This window comes from Thioclava sp. F28-4 (genome assembly GCF_002020045.1).
In the GTDB taxonomy this organism is placed as follows: Bacteria; Pseudomonadota; Alphaproteobacteria; order Rhodobacterales; family Rhodobacteraceae; genus Thioclava; species Thioclava sediminum.
Window position 1 is genome coordinate 997,157 of record NZ_MPZQ01000001.1, and the last position, 18,040, is coordinate 1,015,196.

At 65.6% G+C, this 18,040-nt stretch carries 17 protein-coding genes; 2 read left to right on the forward strand and 15 right to left on the reverse strand.

The window, feature by feature from the left end; all coding sequences use genetic code 11:
* Positions 1-2 precede the first annotated feature (2 nt).
* The 3 genes from BMI87_RS04540 to BMI87_RS04550 all read right to left on the reverse strand — a co-directional run bounded on the left by BMI87_RS04540 (position 3) and on the right by BMI87_RS04550 (position 3,684).
* The gene (locus tag BMI87_RS04540) at positions 3-1,091 is read right to left on the reverse strand and encodes an ABC transporter ATP-binding protein (protein WP_078519943.1); all 1,089 of its coding nucleotides are present in this window, start codon (positions 1,089-1,091) and stop codon (positions 3-5) included.
* A gap of 62 nt (positions 1,092-1,153) precedes the next feature.
* On the reverse strand, positions 1,154-2,263 hold the full coding sequence (locus BMI87_RS04545) for a PotD/PotF family extracellular solute-binding protein (RefSeq protein ID WP_168175158.1): 1,110 nt from the start codon (positions 2,261-2,263) through the stop codon (positions 1,154-1,156).
* Positions 2,264-2,337: 74 nt separating this feature from the next.
* A complete protein-coding gene (locus BMI87_RS04550) occupies positions 2,338-3,684 on the reverse strand; it encodes a glutamine synthetase family protein (protein ID WP_078519945.1) in 1,347 nt (448 codons plus the stop codon).
* Between the two features lie 128 nt (positions 3,685-3,812).
* On the opposite strand from BMI87_RS04550, the gene BMI87_RS04555 reads away from it, so the two are divergent.
* On the forward strand, positions 3,813-4,628 hold the full coding sequence (locus BMI87_RS04555; RefSeq protein ID WP_078519946.1) for a helix-turn-helix transcriptional regulator: 816 nt from the start codon (positions 3,813-3,815) through the stop codon (positions 4,626-4,628).
* 25 nt (positions 4,629-4,653) lie between these two features.
* On the opposite strand, the gene BMI87_RS04560 is transcribed toward BMI87_RS04555, so the two are convergent.
* The 6 genes from BMI87_RS04560 to BMI87_RS04580 all read right to left on the reverse strand — a co-directional run bounded on the left by BMI87_RS04560 (position 4,654) and on the right by BMI87_RS04580 (position 11,640).
* Positions 4,654-6,492 (reverse strand): ABC transporter ATP-binding protein, encoded by a 1,839-nt coding sequence (locus tag BMI87_RS04560; RefSeq protein ID WP_146681498.1) that lies wholly within the window; start codon positions 6,490-6,492, stop codon positions 4,654-4,656.
* A gap of 3 nt (positions 6,493-6,495) precedes the next feature.
* Entirely contained in the window at positions 6,496-7,371 is an 876-nt protein-coding gene (locus BMI87_RS21965) for a metallophosphoesterase (RefSeq protein ID WP_083078686.1), read from the reverse strand.
* A gap of 69 nt (positions 7,372-7,440) precedes the next feature.
* Positions 7,441-9,006 carry an ABC transporter substrate-binding protein gene (locus BMI87_RS04565; protein WP_078519947.1) on the reverse strand — a complete coding sequence of 522 codons (1,566 nt, stop codon included), beginning with the start codon at positions 9,004-9,006 and terminating at the stop codon, positions 7,441-7,443.
* 63 nt (positions 9,007-9,069) lie between these two features.
* Positions 9,070-9,951 carry an ABC transporter permease gene (locus BMI87_RS04570; protein WP_078519948.1) on the reverse strand — a complete coding sequence of 294 codons (882 nt, stop codon included), beginning with the start codon at positions 9,949-9,951 and terminating at the stop codon, positions 9,070-9,072.
* Positions 9,952-9,955: 4 nt separating this feature from the next.
* Positions 9,956-10,885, reverse strand: a complete 930-nt coding sequence (locus BMI87_RS04575; protein ID WP_078519949.1) for an ABC transporter permease — start codon at positions 10,883-10,885, stop codon at positions 9,956-9,958.
* Entirely contained in the window at positions 10,879-11,640 is a 762-nt protein-coding gene (locus tag BMI87_RS04580) for an HAD-IIA family hydrolase (RefSeq protein ID WP_078519950.1), read from the reverse strand. The genes BMI87_RS04575 and BMI87_RS04580 overlap by 7 nt, the downstream gene beginning before the upstream one ends.
* Before the next feature lie 167 nt (positions 11,641-11,807).
* Here BMI87_RS04580 and BMI87_RS04585 point away from each other — a divergent pair, with 167 nt between their 5' ends.
* Complete coding sequence (locus BMI87_RS04585) at positions 11,808-12,716, forward strand: LysR family transcriptional regulator (protein ID WP_246832642.1); 909 nt, start codon at positions 11,808-11,810, stop codon at positions 12,714-12,716.
* A 26-nt stretch (positions 12,717-12,742) separates the two neighbouring features.
* On the opposite strand, the gene BMI87_RS04590 is transcribed toward BMI87_RS04585, so the two are convergent.
* From BMI87_RS04590 to BMI87_RS04615, 6 genes are all read right to left on the reverse strand, one after another.
* Positions 12,743-13,708, reverse strand: a complete 966-nt coding sequence (locus tag BMI87_RS04590; RefSeq protein ID WP_078519951.1) for an FAD:protein FMN transferase — start codon at positions 13,706-13,708, stop codon at positions 12,743-12,745.
* A complete protein-coding gene (locus BMI87_RS04595) occupies positions 13,689-15,896 on the reverse strand; it encodes a PepSY domain-containing protein (RefSeq protein ID WP_078519952.1) in 2,208 nt (735 codons plus the stop codon). Before BMI87_RS04595 ends, BMI87_RS04590 begins: the two co-directional genes overlap by 20 nt.
* 11 nt (positions 15,897-15,907) lie before the next feature.
* The gene (locus tag BMI87_RS04600) at positions 15,908-16,378 is read right to left on the reverse strand and encodes a DUF2271 domain-containing protein (protein ID WP_078519953.1); all 471 of its coding nucleotides are present in this window, start codon (positions 16,376-16,378) and stop codon (positions 15,908-15,910) included.
* A gap of 39 nt (positions 16,379-16,417) precedes the next feature.
* Entirely contained in the window at positions 16,418-16,816 is a 399-nt protein-coding gene (locus BMI87_RS04605) for a PepSY domain-containing protein (RefSeq protein ID WP_078519954.1), read from the reverse strand.
* A gap of 174 nt (positions 16,817-16,990) precedes the next feature.
* Positions 16,991-17,668: a cytochrome b/b6 domain-containing protein gene (locus BMI87_RS04610; RefSeq protein ID WP_078519955.1), complete on the reverse strand. Its 678-nt coding sequence runs from the start codon at positions 17,666-17,668 to the stop codon at positions 16,991-16,993.
* The gene (locus BMI87_RS04615; RefSeq protein WP_078519956.1) at positions 17,661-17,978 is read right to left on the reverse strand and encodes a PepSY domain-containing protein; all 318 of its coding nucleotides are present in this window, start codon (positions 17,976-17,978) and stop codon (positions 17,661-17,663) included. The genes BMI87_RS04610 and BMI87_RS04615 overlap by 8 nt, the downstream gene beginning before the upstream one ends.
* Positions 17,979-18,040: the final 62 nt, after the last annotated feature.

An 18,040-nucleotide genomic window follows, 5' to 3' on the forward strand; every position in this document is an offset into this window, starting at 1 on the left:
GCTTACGCCTCCACGGCGAACAGTTCGCCCAGCGCGAGGCCGAGCTTAACCGGATCGCCCTGCTTCGCCGGCAAGGTGGAGGTGCCGGGGATATCCATCACGATCTCGGTTCCGGCCGCCGCGATCCGATATTGGATCGATGCGCCCCGGATGAAATACTCGTTCACCGTCCCGGTGATGGTGCAGTCGGCGCTTTCGCCCGGCGCAAGCAGGCGCAGCATTTCCGGACGGATCATCAGCGCCGCATCGGCCCCCGCCGCGACACCGGGCGCGACCTGATCGGCAGCAATGATCGGGTTTGCGCAATCGAGAACGTCGCAGGCGAACCGGAACGCATCGCCCTCTCGCGTGACCTTGGCGGGCAGCAGGTTGGTATCCCCGATGAACCCGGCCACGAAGGCATTCGCGGGGCGGTAATAAATCTCGGACGGCTCGCCCAGTTGCACGATCTTCCCCGCGCGCATGACGCAAATCCGGTCGGCGAGCATCATTGCCTCTTCGAGGTCATGCGTGACATGGACGAAGCTCGTCCCGACATGGCGATGCAGGTGCTTGAGTTCGGCCTGCAGGGATTTCTTCAGCTTCGCATCGAGCGCGCTCATAGGTTCGTCCAGCAGCAGCACCGGCGGCTGCGACACCATCGACCGCGCGAGCGCCACGCGCTGTTGTTCCCCGCCCGACAGCTCGTGCGGGTAGCGGTTGAGGTAGCTCTCCTTGAGATGCATCAGCTCCAGCATCCGGCGCACGGCCGCGTCGATCTCGGGCTTTGGGCGCTTGGCCAGATGCAGCGGGAAGCCGATATTCTGCGCGACGGTCTTGTGCGGGAAGAGCGCGAGCTTCTGGAACACCATCCGCGTCGGCCGGGCCGAGGCGGGAATCTCTGTCATATCCTCCCCGTCGATCACGAGGCTGCCCGCCGACAGGTCCTCGAAACCGGCCAGGATCTTGAGCAACGTGGTCTTGCCGCAGCCCGAAGGCCCGACGAGGGCCAGAAACTCCCCATTGGCGACTTCCAGTGAGATATCGGTCAGCGCGCGATAGGTGCCGTAGTATTTGTCGATTCCGGTGGCTTTGATGATGGGAGAAACCAAGGGGGACTTCCTGTCTCAGAAAGGGAGCAAGGGCGGCGAAACCGCCCATGCAAATCGGGAGATCAACGCGCAGCAGCCAGTTCCTGAGACCAGATCTCAAGCATCTGGTCGATATTCGGCGCCACGCTGTGGAAGTGGGATTTGTCCCAGGCCTCCCACATGTAATCCATCTGCAGCACGTCCTTCTGCTCGTCGGTGAACAGAGCTTCGGCTTCCTGCGAGGGCACGAGGTTGCAGGTCGCTTCGGTCCAGGCGAGCTTGACGGCCACTTCCGGCGAGGTCAGGTCGCGCAGGAGCGCCTTGGCCTTGGCGTCGTCGACCGGGTCTTTCACGATCCCGCCCGCTTCCATCCAGATGATGCCCTGGTTCAAGCCGTCCTTGGGCTCGGGCACGATCGACATGATCTCTTTCTGACCGTCCTTGCGCAGCGCCGAGGTGCAGTAGGTGCCGCCCCCGATCAGGGTTCTGAACGAGCCGTCCATCAAACCCTTCTGTGCGACCGAGAGGTCACCGACGATCGCCCGCGTGTTCTTGAAGAGCGCGCGCAGCACGAGGCGGATCTCGTTGAGCTCGGCGTCGTCGAGCTCCTTGTAGGGATCGATTCCGGCGTAGAGCGCCATCGGCATGATCGGCCAGTCGCCCCAGTCGAGCACACAGATCTTGTCCTTGTAGGCCGGATCGAAACAAGGCGCGTAGCTGCTCCAGTTCTCGAGCTTGTCATATTTGGTGTTGACGGTCGGCCCGACCCAGCCCCAGCGCGTCGGCAGGCCGGTGGTCTTCCCGTCGAAATCCAGCGGCGCGAAGGGGGCGCGGAATTGGGGATAGAAGCTCTCGTAGACATCGGCGAACTCGGCATCGTCGAGGAATTCCCCGATATCGGCCGGGCCCATGCGCTGCACCCACGGGCTGTCGGTGGCCACGACGTCGAAATCGCGCCATGCGCCGGCTGCGAGCTTGGCGAACCCGCCGGGGCTGTCGGTGATGAGGTCGATCGAAATCGAAACGTCGTTCGCCTCCTCGAAGGGCTTGATGATCTCGGGGCTGTCATAACCCTCCCAGCACATGAACTTCATGGAGGTGGCGGCATGTGCCTTTCGCGGCATCAACCCTGCCCCCGCGAGCCCTGCCGCGCCCATGCCTTGCAGGAACGTGCGGCGGTTGGGTGAAAACATCGGTATTCCCTTGGACTTTGTCATCTCTCTTTACTCCCGGTTGGTTGGATCAAGGCCAGCTTTGTTTTCTTGTTTCAGACGACCTCTAGGTATCTTTCCCGTTCCCAAGTGCTCACATGGCGAAGGAAAGAAGCGTATTCGTGGCGCCGCGCACGCACGAAACTGTCGATGAACACGTCGCCGAAAATCGCCCGAGCGACTTTGCTTTCGTTCAGCCGCTCGGCGGCCATGCCGAGATCGCTCGGGAAACGGGTGTCGGGCGACGGGTCCAGAAGATACTGATCACCGGAGGCAGGCGGGCCCGGATCGAGCTCGTTCTCGATCCCCCACAACCCGGCTCCGAGGCACATGGCCAAGGCCAGATGCGGGTTCGTATCTGCCGATGGCACACGGAACTCCACGCGGGTCGCATCGGGGCTGTCATTCATCACCCGCGCCGCGACCGTGCGGTTCTGGATCGCCCAGGAGGCCGCCGTGGGCGCCCACATCCCCGGAACCATCCGGCGATAGGCATTCACCGTCTGGCTGCACAGCGCGAGCATCTCCGGCATCAAAGCGACCAATCCTGCGATGAAATGCCGGGCGGTCTGGCTCAGCCCATCCGCATCGCCGGGATCGACGAAGGCGGGGCTGTTGTCGGTTAGGTTGCGCAGCGAGACATGCAGGTGCCCGGACTGCCCCGAGAGGTTCTCATTCAACTTCGACATGAAGCAGGCGGTGAGCCCGTGGCGCCGGAAGTATGTCTTCGCGAAGTTCTTGAACAAGGCGGCATCGTCGGCGGCCTTGACCCCGGGCGCATGGGTCAGCGGCACTTCGAGACAGCCGGGGCCAAGTTCGGTATGCAGAGCGTCGAGACCGATCCCGAGGCTCTCCATCATCGCCACGAGCCCATCGAGCAGACCGTGCTCATTCGCCAGCGTCTCGAGCGAGTAGGTCTTGTTGCCCAGTGCGTAATGTTTGGGCTCGGCAAACCCGCCTTCGCGCAGGCTCGCCGCGTCCTCGTCGAGCAGGTTGAACTCGAACTCGAAAGCCGAATGGACCGAGAAACCCATATCGCGAGCCTTCTCGAGTTGGCGGATTAACTGATTTCGTCCCGACCGCTCTCCGAAGGGCATCGCGTAATCAGCGATGCAGATCGCCTGATCGCCCTCAAAGGGCCAGGCGCGCACCGTCTCGGGGAAAAGCTGCGCTGGCACGTCGGTATAGTCGCCGCTCCCGTAGGTCTCCTCGGCGCTATCCCAATTGTAGAGCACATCGCAGAACGGGTAGCCGCCCTTGGCCAGTTTCTCCGCCTTTTCGCGCGCGACCCGTTTGACGCGGAACATCCCGTCCTGATCGAAAATCCCGATATGCACATATTGCGCGCCGATCCGATCGAGCATTTCGTGCATATCGACATGATGGGGGGTATCAGCTTGCATTCCGCAGCATTCCATTTTTTCCTGATCGGGTTCAGCTTAGAGCCTTGGCTGAGCCTACCAATACCCCCCGAGGGGTATGCCGCGTTCCCCGCAACGGGCGCCGCGGATTACAAGCGAGACCGGGAACGATGTCAGGATGGAATGAGCGCGTCGCAGATGCGATCACTGCGATGGGGACCGAAGAATTCGCCCGAACGCTCGACCGGGCGACGGAGACGCTGTTTCCCTACAAGATTTGCATGGTCTTTGCCTATGAGGGCAACGCGACGCCGCAATCGCTCTACCACAACCTGCCGCCGGATGCGGCGCGGATCGTGATTTGGGATTACTGCACCGGTCCGTATCTGCTCGACCCGTTCTACGCCGAGACCGAACGGCGGCGCTCGGGGATGGCCGGTCTTCGACAGATGGCGCCGGACAAGTTCTTCCAGTCGGAATATTACGCCAAGCATTACAGCCGCACCGGCATTCGCGACGAGATCGGCATCTTCGCCGCGATTGGACCGGAGCGGGTCGCAGTGATCAGCTTCGCCCGGGAACGCGGCCAGCCGGTTTTCAGCGCGCGCGAGCGGGCGCGTCTCGCCGAGGTGGGCCCAGTCATCGAAGCCCTGATGCGCGGCCATTGGGGCGTCACGGCAGCGCGCGAGGCGCGCGACGATGCGGCGGAGACCGCCCTGCCCCCTCTGCAGGTCCTGCTCGACCGGATTGCCGGTGGCGTTCTGACCCCGCGCGAGACCGAGGTGATTGCGATGGTGCTGCGTGGCTATTCGACCACGGCGATCGGCGCAAATCTCGAGATCAGCGACGAGACGGTGAAGGTCCATCGCAAGAACGCCTACCGGAAGCTGTCGATCTCGTCTCAGGCGCAGCTCTTCTCGCTCTTCCTGAAGGCGCTGGACGAAAGTTCGGTGGCGGGTCAGTTGCAGCAGCGGCGATCTGGGTAGCCCAGCGCCGACGACTCCGAGACGGCTAGAAAACCATGCTCCCGACGCCTTCGCGCTCCGCTTCGCGAACCGCTTCTGGCGCGGCGCTTGCCATCGACTGGTAGGCCATCAGCTCGACCGTGTCGCGGATGGCCACGAAATGCCCCTCCCCGACTTCACGCAGCGCGATGCGCTCGGGGTCTGTGGCGCGCGGCAGCAGAAGCTTCGGCGTTTTCAGGTCGGATGCGCGCTCGCGCTGGAGCGGTCTGCGCTGCGGGTCCGGATGCGGCACCGCCGACAGGAGCCGTCGGGTATAGGGATGCAGCGGGTTCTTCAGCACGGTGTCGGTCGGCCCGGTTTCGACGACCTGCCCCGCCCACATCACGGCGATGCGGTGGCTGACGCGTTCGACGACCGCGATATCGTGGGAGATGAAGAGGAACGAGACGCCCTCCTCCCGCTGCAGCTTGGCGATCAGATCGGTGATCTGGCGCGCGACCGATACGTCGAGGGCCGAAACCGCCTCATCCGCGACGATGATCGCCGGTTTGACCGAGAGCGCGCGGCAGATGCAAAGCCGCTGGCGCTGCCCGCCGGAGAACTGGTGCGGGTAACGGTCCATCGCGGCGGCTTCCAGCCCGACCCGCTCCAGCAGCTCGCCCGCCATCGCCCGCCGCTCCGCGCGCGTCATCGGGCTGCGGATATGGGCAGGCTCGGTGATCAGATCGTAGACCGGGAGCCGCGGGTTGAGGCTGGCATAGGGGTCCTGAAAGACCATCTGCATCTTTCCGCGCAGCGGGCGCAGCTCTTGCGCTGTCAGGCCGGTCAGGGTCTGCCCGCTCAGCCGGACCCGCCCGCCAGACGCTGCCTCGAGCCCGAGCAAGGTCCGCGCCAAGGTGGATTTGCCGCAGCCGGATTCCCCCACCAGCCCGAGCGTTTCTCCACGCCCGAGGGTCAGCGAGACCTCGTTGACCGCGTGATAATCGAGCGCAGGCCGTCCCGGAGCGGCGCGGCGCACCGGGAAACGAACCGACAGCCGGTCGACTTCGAGGAGCGGCGCATCGGCGCTGAGCGGTCGTTTCGGAGCCCCCGCGCCCAGCATCGGCGTCGCAGCCATCAGGTTGCGGGTATATTCGGCCTGCGGAGCGGCGAAGATCTGCCCGACCGGACCGGTTTCGACCTGTTCGCCGCGACACAGCACGACGACGCGGTCGGCGATCTCGGCCACCACCCCCATGTCATGGGTGATGAACAGCACGGCCATTCCGCTTTCTTCCTGCAACTCTTTGATCAGCGACAGGATTTCCGCCTGCGTCGTCACATCGAGCGCGGTTGTCGGTTCATCGGCGATCAGCAGATCAGGCTGGCAGGCCAGCGCCATCGCGATCATGACGCGCTGCCGCAGACCGCCCGACAGCTCGTGCGGATATTGCACCAGCCGCCGATCGGGTTCGGGGATATTGACCCGCTCGAACGCGGCGCGGGCCGCCGCCAGCGCTGCCTTGCGGTCCAGCCCCTGATGCAGGCGCAAGACTTCTGCCACCTGTTCGCCAAGCGGCATAACCGGGTTGAGCGCGGTCATCGGCTCCTGAAAGATCATAGAGATCCGGTTGCCGCGCACCTGCTGCATCTCGCGTTCCTCGAGCGCCGTGATCTCGACCGGCGTGTCGCCATCCAGATCGATGCGCCCACCAGTCAGGCGCCCGCCCTCGCGTTCGATCAGGCGCATCAGCGCCAGCGCGGTGGCGGATTTGCCCGAGCCGGACTCCCCCACCAGCGCGACGGTCTCGCCGCGTGCGATGTCGAAGCTGAGCCCCGACAGCGCGGTGTGGGAGCCGAAAGCGAGGCTCAGGTTCTGGACTGACAGAAGCGGTGCGCGGCTCATGGATCAACTCGCGGCTGCGGCAGCGCGGCGGACGCGTGCCTCGGGGTGGTCTGCGAAGGACGGCAGCGGGGGCGTCCAGCGGCGATGGCGGGGGGTGGTCTCGAAGGAGAAGGGATCGTCGCCCACGACCTCCCAGCGGAAACTGTCGCCCAGTTCGATCATCCCCATCGCGCCGGCGGGCTCGCCCTCGGTGGTGAAGCTCTCGGTCAGCGATTGCTGGGTCAGATGGGTGATGCCGTCGACCGTGGTGACGGTGTTCCAATGCACGTGACCGGCAAGACAGACGACCGGCACCTTCGCGCGAGACAGGGCGGCACGGGCGCGCTCGGCCATCGGATAGGTCGAACTGGCCGGGTTGTTCTCGAAATAGTAGTTGCCCAGCTGCGAATGGCCCGAGATCGGCACGTGGCTGACCACGAGCGTCGGACGGTCGCTCGCCTGCATGGTGCGCGAGAGCCAGACCACATCGGGCTCGGTCAGCACGAAGCCGGAATAGTCGGGCATCCGGCGGATACGCGTATCGGCGCGCCACAGGACGATGCGCCAGCCGCCGATATCGACGACCCCGTGATCGAGCGTCTGGCCGAGGATCCCTTCGTTATCCGAGACCTCCAGATGATCGCGGTCATGGTTGCCGTTGAGATGCAGGATCGGGGCCTCGACGGCGCGGAACGCCTCGGCCACTTCGGCTTCCAGACGCAGGTCGGTGTCGCGGTTCTCATCCGAGATCCGGTCCCCGAGATCGAGCACCAGATCGGCGCCGCCGTCGCGAACGTAACGGGCGAAGTCTTCCATCAGGGGCAGCGCCATGTCGCCGCGCTTCGCGGTCGAGGGCTTGCCATGGTGGATATCAGTGACGATGGCGATACGGGTGGACATGCTGAAACTTTCCAAAGAGTTGGGGGAAGGTGCCCGCCGCCGCGCATAAGCGGCGACGGGCGGGGAGCGTTAGTTGGAGGCGAAGGAGATCGCCCCGGCGCGGAAGTCGAGCACATAGGGGATGTGGCCGGGCTTCGGCGCCCAGGCGATATCCTTGCGCATCGCCCAGCTCTCATAGGGGCGATAGAGCGGCAGCACCGGCGGGTCCTGCTTGATGCGATCCATCAGCTCGGCATAGGCGGCGCGACGATCCGCGACATCCTTGGAGAAGCGGAACTTGTCCCAGGTCTTGCGATAGGCTTCGTCGGTGGTGAAACGGCCTTCCGATTCCGAGGCCGCATCCGGGGCCCACATGACGCCGAACGAGCCGAAGGGGTCCGCGAAATACATCGGGTTCGACCAGTTTCGGGTCATCATGTCCTTGCTGTTGCCGGTCCATTTCTCGGCGACGTTCACCTTGCCCTTGATGCCGACCTGCGCCCACATCTCGACGATGGCCTGCGCGGCCAGAAGGCCGTTGGTGTAATAGACCGGGTCGGTGTCATAGGTGATCTCGAACCCGTCATAGCCAGCTTCCTTCAGCAGTTCGCGGGCCTTCTCGGGATTGTATTCGAAGGTCTTCAGCTCCGGCATGTAGAGATCGCCGTATTCCTTCATCGTGTGGGTCGAGGGAACGACGGCCTTGCCGAGCCAGAGCGCCTCGTTCAGCGCGTCGCGGTCGATCGCGAGGCTGAGCGCCTGACGGATGCGCGGATCGCGCAGCTTGGGATGGTTGGTGTTCATGATCATGACGTGGAACAGCGGCGTGACGCTGCCCGCGGCCTTGATGCTCGGGTCGGCCTCGATCAGCGACAGCTGGTCGGGCGCGACATTGGTGATCATATCCACATCGCCGGTCTTGAGCGCGGTAATGCGCGAGGCGGTTTCCGGGATATGGATCACGGAGACCTTTTCCAGCGGCGCCTTGTCGCCCCAGAAATTGTCGAAGCGGGTATAGACCACGCGCTCGCCGGGGCTGAACTCGCTGATCGCATAGGGGCCGGTGCCGACCGGAGCCATCGAAAAGGCTTCGTAATCGCTGTCTTCGGCCACGTTCGGATCGCCGGTCAGGCCCTTGGTGTAGTCTTCGGGGATGATCATGACCTGCTGCAGGTCCACGAGCGTTTCCCAAAGCGGCTCTTCGCGCTTCACCGTGATGCGGACGGTGTAATCGTCGACCTTCTCGGCCTTCTCGAAGTTGTTGAGACGGTCCTTCGAACGCACCATGTAGGGCGGGAAGGTGGCCTGATACATGCGGTTGAGCGAGAAGACCACGTCATCGGCGGTCATCGCTTCGCCGTTCTGGAAGGTCACGCCCTGACGGAGCTTGAACTCCATGACCTTGGGCGAAACGAGGTTCCATTCGGTCGCCAGACCGGGGCGCCATTCGCCGCCGATCTTCTCGTGATCCTTGTCGATCAGCGTGTCGAAGGTGTTGTAGTAGAACTGCGAGCCGACATTCGAGTGGTCGCGGCCGGGATCGAGATATTTGGCGACGTTGGCAGCGCCGACTTTCAGTTCGCGGGCCTGAGCCCCCGTGACGCCAGCGGCAGCGATGCCGGCGGCAAGAGCGGTGGAAACGAGCAGTCTGAGCATTGGTATCTCCATTGCAGGGTTTGACGACGGGCACTTGCGGCCTTCTGTTCTTGTTGCGGGGTGTCAGCGTGCGCGCAGGCGCACGTCGACGCTGTCGCGTAACCAGTCACCGACCACCTGGACGGCGAAGGTCAGCAACACGATCAGCGCGGCGGGGACGATGACGATCCAGGGGGCGGTCGGCATGTAGTCGCGACCGATGCCGACCATCGAACCAAGCGTCGCGGTGGGCGGCTGCACGCCGAGGCCGAGGAAGGACAGCGTGCTTTCGAGCAGCACGATATTCGACAGCGACAGCGTGAACTGGACCACCAGCGGCGAGACGATATTGGGCAGCAGGTGGGTGAAGGCGATGCGCCGCGGACTGGCGCCTGCGGCACGGGCGGCCTCGATGAAGGGCAGATGCATCAGGCGGCGCACGTCGCCGCGCACGATCCGGGCATATTGCTCCCAGCCGGCGAGGCCGAGGACGATGACCATCACCTGAAGCGAGCTGCCGAAGATCGCCAGCGTGAACAGCGCGATCAGCGTGAAGGGCACCGCGATCTGGGTATCGACCGCCGACATGATCGCGGCATCGGTGCGTCCGCCGACCACGCCTGCCAGCAGACCGAGCAGCCCGCCGACGAGAAGCCCGAGCAGCGCGCCGAGGATCGCCAGCATCAGGGTCAGGCGCAATCCGTGCAGGCTACGCGAGAGAACATCGCGGCCCAGCTCGTCCGTGCCCAGCGGATAGGCGATCTTCGCCCGGTCGAAGCCGATCGGCGGGCGCAGCCGCGAGAGCAGGCTCTGCGCATTGGGATCATGCGGCGCGATCAGCGGGCCGAGGAAAGCCATGAGCAAGAGGGCCAGCCCGACCGCGAAGGCGACTTTCTGGATCACGTTGGTGCCGGTCCAAAGGCGGTGCAGGGCCGAAGGCGCGGGAGTGTTGAGGGCCATGGTCATCGGATCACCCTTTGAGTTGATGGCGCAGGCGCGGATCGGCCCATGCGTAGGCAAGGTCGATGGCGGCGTTGATGAGGATGACGGCGATGGCGACGGTGATGACCCCGAACTGGAGCACCGGGTAGTCGCGCCGGATCGCCGAGGAGACGAGCAGGTCGCCGATGCCGGGCCAGGCGAAGATCGATTCCACCACCACCGATCCGGAGGCGGCGAGCCCCGCGATCTGAAGACCGATCACCGACAGCAGCGTGATCGAGGCGTTGCGCAATCCGTGGCGCACGATCACCGCACGCTCGGGCAGGCCCTTGGCGCGGGCGGTGCGCATGAAGTCCTGCCCCAGCACGTCGAGCATGGCGTTGCGGGTAAAGCGCGTGAGCGCCGCGATCAGAACTCCCGACATCGCCAGCGTCGGCATGATGAAATGCAGCGGCGTTCCATTGCCCACCACCGGCAGCCAGTTCAGCCAGTAGGCGAAGACCAAGACCATCACCACGGCGAGGATGAAGTTCGGCACCGCATAGCCGAGGAAGGCCACGACCATCGCCGCGCTGCCCAGCCAGTGCTTGCGCCAGATCGCGGCGATCATGCCCAGCGGGAGCGACACGACGAGCGTGAGCCCAATCGCCGACAGGAGGAGCTGCGCCGAGGGCCACAACCGCTCCGCCACGATCTGGATGACCGGTCGGCGCTCGATAAAGGACAGGCCGAAATTCCCGTCGAGGAAGGCGCGCAGGAAGGCGAAATACTGGTCCCAGAGCGATCGGTCGAGCTCGTAATAGCGGATCAGGATCTCGCGGTCCTCTTGGGTCATGCCCTCGCCCGCGAGGAAATCGATGGCGTTCCCCGACAGGCGCGTGGCGAAGAACACCAGAGTGACGATGACGAAGAAGGTCAGCGCCATCCGGACGAGGGTGCGCAGGGTGTAGCTCAGCATGTCACGATCTCCTGGGCGAGGGTCACGCCACCCGGCCGGGCGAGCAGGACGAACTCGACCCCGGCGGCGGCGGCGGCGCGGCCATCTGTTTCGGGCGTGTCGCCAAGGAAGACAGCCGCGCCCGGCGCGACCCCGGCGCGGGACAGCGCGGCGTGGACCAGATCGGGGGCGGGCTTGGCGAGGCTCGACGCGGTGGCGGCGGGCACTGCGGCGCGCGCCGCGGCCCACAGGGCGCCGGTCTCGGGTCGGGGCGTGCCGTCAGGGCCGGGATGGAACGTGTCAGGATTGCTCAGCAGCACGGGCAGGCCCCGCGCGGCCATCGCGGTGAGTTCCGTGAGGTCGGCGAAGCTGAAACCGGTGTCGCGCGCCAGAAGCACCAGCTCGGGCTGCGCCCGGTCGGGCACCAGCCCCAGCTTGCGCGCCAGCGTGACAAGCGGCGGCGCGGCGAAAAGTGCAACCCGCGCGCCGGGGCGACGGCGCTGCAGATTGCGGAGCGTTTCCTCCCCCGCCAGCACCATGCGCTCGGCAGCTACCGCGATCCCCATTAGGCCGAGCCGGGCCGAGAGGTGCTCGGCAGTGTCGGTGGAATTGTTCGAGACGACCCAAAGCCGCTCGCCGCAGCGCTCGATCAACTCGGGCACGCCGGGCAGAACGCGGTCCCCAGCGATCAGACAGCCATCGAGATCGGCCAGAACCGCAGCACGTTCGGGGAGCGGCCCTGACAGGAACTCGGACAATCCGACAGGCTGGGTCATGGGCAAATCCTCTCCGTTCAGGGCCTCGGCCCCGTTCGCGCGATGCGCGTCTGTTCATGCGGTGATGGGGCGTCGCCCCGGACTGCTCACGGTTTGACGAGTTTCTGTGACGTGGATGTTACATCTGCAAGCTAAGCCGTCGGATGATGAAAGCTTCGGTTGGATCTTTGGCGAGCGCCCTGTCGCTTTCCCGCCTGCGCTCGGTGACTGCGGTCGCCGAGGAGGGCTCTTTTTCGGCCGCAGCGCGCCGATTGGGGGTGTCGCATTCCGCAGTCGCGCAGCAGATTCGCGATCTCGAGAGCGCCTTCGGCGTGCGGCTGTTCGACAAGCTCAACGGGACCCTTTGTGCCACGCCCCTGTGCGAGCAGCTTTGCGACATCGGCGCCCGGATGCGCGAGGCCGAGCATGACGCGCTGCGCATCCTCGAGCGCCGGGGCCCGACCGGCAGGCGCAGGCTACGCGTCGGTCTGGGCAATTCGATGCCGGGCATCGCGATCGTCCACCAGCTGCTGCGCCAGCACCCCTCGCTGACGGTCTCGGTGGAAAGCGGCTCGCATCAGGACATTCTCGCGGCCCTGCTGCGGCGCGAGGTGGATGTCGCGGTGCTGCCCGATCTGCCGAACGATCGCCGGTTCCGCACCGCGCGCGTGCTGTCGCAGGAGGTGGTGGGCATCGTCTCCGCCGACAGCCCGACCGGTTTGCGCGACGAGGTCAGCCTCGAAGAACTGGCGCGGCTGCCGCTGATCTTCCGCTCGCAAGGCTCCTCGACCCAGAAGGTCGTGGACCGCGCCTTCCGTGCGACCGGCCTGTCCCCCGAGCCGCAGCTGATCGCCGACACCCGCGACGCCGTCTATGAGGCGGTGGCCTTGGGGATCGGCGTCGGCTTCATGTGGCGCTTCGGGACTTACCGCACCGATACGGTGCGCAGGCTGTTGATCCGCGACATCCGGTCGACGGTGGACGAGGTCGTGTTCGCCCTGAAGGACGAACGGAACGAGTTGATCGAACTGTTCTTCAACGCCGCCAGCCAGATCGATCCGGCCGGGGCCGCTGGCGCGGAGATCATTCGAGAATAGGTGCGCCGACGCCGAAGCGATGTGGCCTAGACCGCCGCCGCGACGCTCTCGGGAAATAGATCGCCCGTTCCAAGGCTCTTCACGCTCCCGTCGTCCTCGCGCATCAGGAACAGGGCGTCGAGGCCGCGTTTCCTCGCAACCTCCAATCCCTTCTCCGGGCCAAGCACCATGAGCGCCGTGGCCCAGCCGTCCGCCTCGGCGCAACTGCGCGCGACCACCGTCACGGAGGCGGGCGATGCCAGCAAGGGCGCGCCGCGCGCGCGATCCATCGTGTGCGAGAGCCTGCGCGCGCCGAGGTCGATCCAGTGCCGATAATCGCCGGAGGTCGCGACGGACGCATTCTCGAGCGCGAGGATCGAATGCGGGGTGCGACGCAGCGGATCGGGGCTCTCGACCGCGATCGTCCACGGGCTGCCATCGGGCCTGAGCCCCATGGCCCGCATTTCGCCGTCGATCCCGACGAGACCGGCCTCGATCCCCTGCGCGGCCAGCGTCTCGGCAAGGCGGTCCACGCCGTAGCCTTTCGCGATCCCGTTCAGGTCCAGCACCACGGGTCCGCTCTTGCGTACCCGGTCATGGTCGAGCTCGAGCCATTGATATGCGGGCTCCCGCGGCACGCTCATCGCGGCGCGGATCGCCTCGGGTGTCGCATCGTCGGGACCGAAGCCCCAAGCCGTGACCGCATCTCCGAGCCCGATATCGAACGCGCCGCCCGAGGCTTTGCCGATCTCGAGCCCGAGACGAAGCACTTCGGCCAAACGCCCGGGCACCTTCAACCATTCGCCTTCCGCAGCCGCATTGAGCCGCATCAGGTCGCTGTCGGGTTTCCAAGTGGACATCTGCGCATCCACCTCCGCAACCGCGGCCTGAAGCGCGGCTTGGATCGGCGCGGGATCGCGCTCGGGCGGTGCGAAGAACAGGGCGGTCCAGCGGGTGCCCATCGTTGGACCGTGCAAGGCGTGGCGCAGCAGATCAGAAGATGTCTTCGACATAACGGCCCTCCATTTTCAGTTTCGTCGCACTAAGGCCCGAAGCCGCGAGGATGTCATGCAGGGCATCGGCGACACCCGCCGCCATGTCCCGCCCGCCGCACACCATGATCCGCGCGCCGCTTTGCACGAGCCGGACAAGTTCGGGGGCATCGGCGCGCATCGCATCCTGAACATAGCGCGGTCGCTGACCGCGCGAGACCGAGGTCACGAGCCGCGACAGACGGCCCTCGTCCTTCCAGTCGCCCATCTCCTGCGCATAGAGGAAATCGCTTTGCGGATCGCGCATCCCGAAGAAGAGGTGGATCGGGCGCCGTTGCTCGTTTTCGCGCACGAAACCCACCAGAGGGCCGATCCCCGTGCCCGCGCCGATCAGGATCAGCGGCGCGCGCGAACGGTCCGGCCGGAAGGCGGGGTTGCGTCGGACGAAGGCGCGGACGCTCTCGCCGGGTTCGAGCGCCGTCAGCTGACCCGAACACAACCCGCCGGGGTGCTTCTTGACGACGATCTCCAGAAACCCGTCGCGGCGTGACGACGCGAGCGAATAGAGGCGCGGCGTCGGCGACCCTTCGGGCAAGATTCCGATCAGGTCTCCTGCGGCAAACCGCGTGAAACCCGCCCCCGTCAGCCGCTGCCAAAACGTGGCGCGCGGCAGCGAAAAGCGCAGGATCGACGTCGGCGCCTGCACGTCCGCCCCGTAATCGCGCCGCGACTGGAGCGTGAGTTCGGTCGTGGCAGGGGGCGTCGGTTGGTGGTGCAGTTCGAGCGCGATCCCGAGCACCGCACCCAGCGCCTGCCCCCAGCGCGCGAAGGCCTGCGGCGACTGCCGGTCGATCGTGTCATAGGGCAGAAGAACCGGCCACCCCTTCGCGTCCACGGTGTCGGCAATCGTCTGGGCGTAGGCGCAATAGGCAGGGAAACTCCGGTCCCCGAAACCGAGCACGGCAATCGGGATATCCAGCACATCGGAGCAGGCGTCGAGTTTCGTCTGGAAGCCTTTCGCGGAACTGGGCTCCGCCCCGTCGCCATAAGTGGCCGCGAGCACGATGATCCGATCGGCCCGGGCGTAGCGCTCGGGCGCGAAGGACGACATCGGCGCGATGTGAACACTCTGGCCCGCAGCCCGGAGCGCGTCGTGCAGGGTCGCGGCAAAACCCCAGGTGCTGCCGCTTTCGCTGCCGACAAGGAGGATCGTCTCCGCGCGCGCGGCTGGTTGGTTGGCCCGGATGCGCGGGCGTCCGCGGCGCCCCGCCAGCCAGATCGTCAGGCCAGTGAGACCCATCACCGGCACGCCCAGCGCCATGAGACCCAGCACCGCGCCAAGCAGCGCGGCGCCCTGCCCCGTATGCAGCATGTAGATGGTTTCCGAGATGCGTTGCCATGCGGTCAGGTCCGCCCAGGCGAGCACCGCGCCGGTGCCCTGATCGAGATAGCCGGTGCCGCGATCGGTCTTCAGGGTGAAAACATCGGTGGCATCGCCGTCATAGGGGAAGCTCAGGCTCCGCAGTTCCGTGACCGGCGTGTCGCCCAGCATCGCAAGACCGGCAAGTGGCGTGTCTGTTTGACCGCTCACCTCGGCGGGGATGCCGAGCGAAGGCCCACCATCGGGGATCAGCTCGAAGGTCGAGGCTGTCATCCACAAAGACGTGGCGGAGGAGAGAAGCAGGCCGACCACCGCGACGCGCGCGATCTCGACGTGGAGCCGTCCGGCGAGCGGCCCGCGCAAACGCGAGAACCAGTTCCGCCAGCCGCCAACCCGCCGCGCCACGAGCAGGATGCCGGAGACCGAGAGCACCAGCATCGCGACGGAGCCGAGCGCGCTCGCGACGCGGCCGGGATCGCCGAGGAAGAGGGAGCGGTGAAGGTTGGTCAGCCAACGCTGAAAGGCATTCGGATCAGCCGATGCGACGCCTCGGCCCGTGGTGGGATCGATCACCGCCGCGCCGGGCTGTCCGGCTTCGAACCAATAGGCCGTGATCTGCCCCGAGGGTGCGCGCCGGATCTGTTCGAGACCCGGATAGATCGTCTGGATGCGCTCGGCGAGGGTCGCGACGCTGAGCTCCGCCCCCGCCTGCGGTGCTGCGATCCGCTCCGCAACCGGAAAGACCGCGAGCACCGCGCCGCTGAGCGCCAGCACCGTGACAAGCGCCAGGGCGATCAGCCCCGGCCAGCGATGAAACGCGCGGATCATGGCCTGTCACCTCACATGTCGTAGGTGAAATCGGCGACGTAGCGACGCCCCGGAACCGGCGTGCCCGCGCCCTCGGTCGTCAGCGGCACGGCGACCTCGTTGGGGCTGTCGCGCATGTCCTCGACCGCGGCGTCGATATGCAGCGTGTAGCCGGCATCGAAGAGCGCATCCGCAAGATCGAGCGTGATCTCGAGCGTCCGGCCCGCGCCGACGCTTGCGCCGGTGATACCGTTGATCTGCGCCGGGTCGCCCCCGGTCGCGCGATACCAGTCGCTGAGATGCTCGTAATATTTGGACTTGCCGCCCGCCATCCAGAGGCTGCCCGCATAGGCGCCCGACGGGTCGGTGACATAGAGCGCGAGATAAGCGCCGTCGCCGCCATAGTTGTTCAGCGTGGTCTTGAGCGTGACGGGCTGTGCGGATGCGAGCGCGGGAATGGTCAGAGCCGTGCTCAGCGCCAATGTTGCAAGTAGAGACTTCATTTCGGGAATCCTTGTTTTGGGGAGGAATGCGGCGGCGGCTCAGTTCACCTGAACCTTGGGCGGAGCGCCGTCACCGAAGAGGCCGTTTTTCGGCGGGGCTACCGTGCCGGCGGGGGCCGGGTTGCGCGCCGATGCGCCGTAGTCGTCATCATCGTCGTCCTCGTCATCGTCGTCATAGTCCGACGTGATGAGGCGCAGCGTCGCCGGATCGAGCTTGGCTTCGATTTTCCGCCCGTCGCGGTCGCGGCCCTCGATCTCATATCGGCCGTCTTCCATCTCGATTTCGTGGACAGTCCAGCCGTTCTCGCGCGCGATCTGCATCACCGCGTCGCGGGACATTCCTTCGCCGCGCGAAGATTTTTCATAGTCGTCGTCGGCCAGAGCCATCCCCGCAGGCAGCAGGGCGATGAGGGGAAGTGCGGTCAGGATCTTTCGCATGGCAGGGTCTCCTTTTTCATCTGCTAGCGACAATCTGGGCAGCGGACCTGAGCGCTTCCTGACGGGCGGAGAGTTTCCGCTTCAGCTTCGCGTCAGGAAAAAGGCCCCGCCTTGTGAGGGCGGGGCCAGGTGAGGCCGCGGGACAAACGGCCTTGGCGATGTGATCGGGAACGGTCAGGCGATATCGCCGTGCTCAGGCCCACGCTTGTCGCCGGTCAGCATCGACCGCGCGAGGTTTTCGCGATGGCGGAAGGAGGCCAGAACCACACCTGCGACATGCAGCGCCACAAGCAGCAGGACCAGATTAGCGAGAACCTCGTGCAGCTCTTCCAGCGCCTCGTTGCCTTCGCCTTCTCCGCCCTCGCCATATTCACCGTATTCGCCATCCTCGTCCGCGAAGGCCGGTGTCACGATCTGCGGCAGCGCGGGAAGCATCGCCACGCGCGTGGGTTCCGCCATCAGCCAGCCGGTAAAGGCGGTGCCCGACAGCGAGATCAGCAGCGCCACGATCATCAAAGCCCCCGCAGGGTTGTGGCCGAGATAGCGACGCTCTTTGCCGCGCAGCATGTCGCCAAGATAGGACAGCGTCTGCCCGGGCCCTCTGAGGAACTGGGTGAACCGGGCATAGCGCCCGCCCACGAGCCCCCAGACCAGCCGGAACGCGACCAGCCCGGCGACGGTATAGCCTGCGATCTCATGCACCGGCTGCAATTCGTCGGCCGTGAACCAAGCCGTGGCGAAAGCCGCGACGAGGCCCCAGTGGAAAATCCGCACCAGCGGATCCCAGACCCGCACCCTGCCCCCGGAGCTACCGCCGGAATTCGTCGTGTCGTGAAATGCTGCGTCAGTCATGTGTGTCTCCTTCACGATCTTCGCGGGACCGACCATGTTCGTCGCCCTCATATTCGACCTTAAGAATCTGGAGCGTCGAAGGATGAACCGTCACTTCGAGCTGGCGGCCCTGCGCGTCGGTGCCGTCGATCTCGTAGCAGCCGTCATCGATCTTGATGCGGCGCACCGTCCAGCCGTTCTCTTCGGCGAGTTGGGCCACGGCATCGCGCGGCTGCCAATCCGCCATCGGCACGAAACAGTCGTCATCGGCCAGAGCCATTCCAGCCGGAAGTACCGCGAGAAAGGCGAGAATTGTCACTGTCTTCTTCATGGGCCAAACTCCTGTTCGCGGCCAACTCTGCACCTTTCATGGGCGATCAATCTGACGGGAAC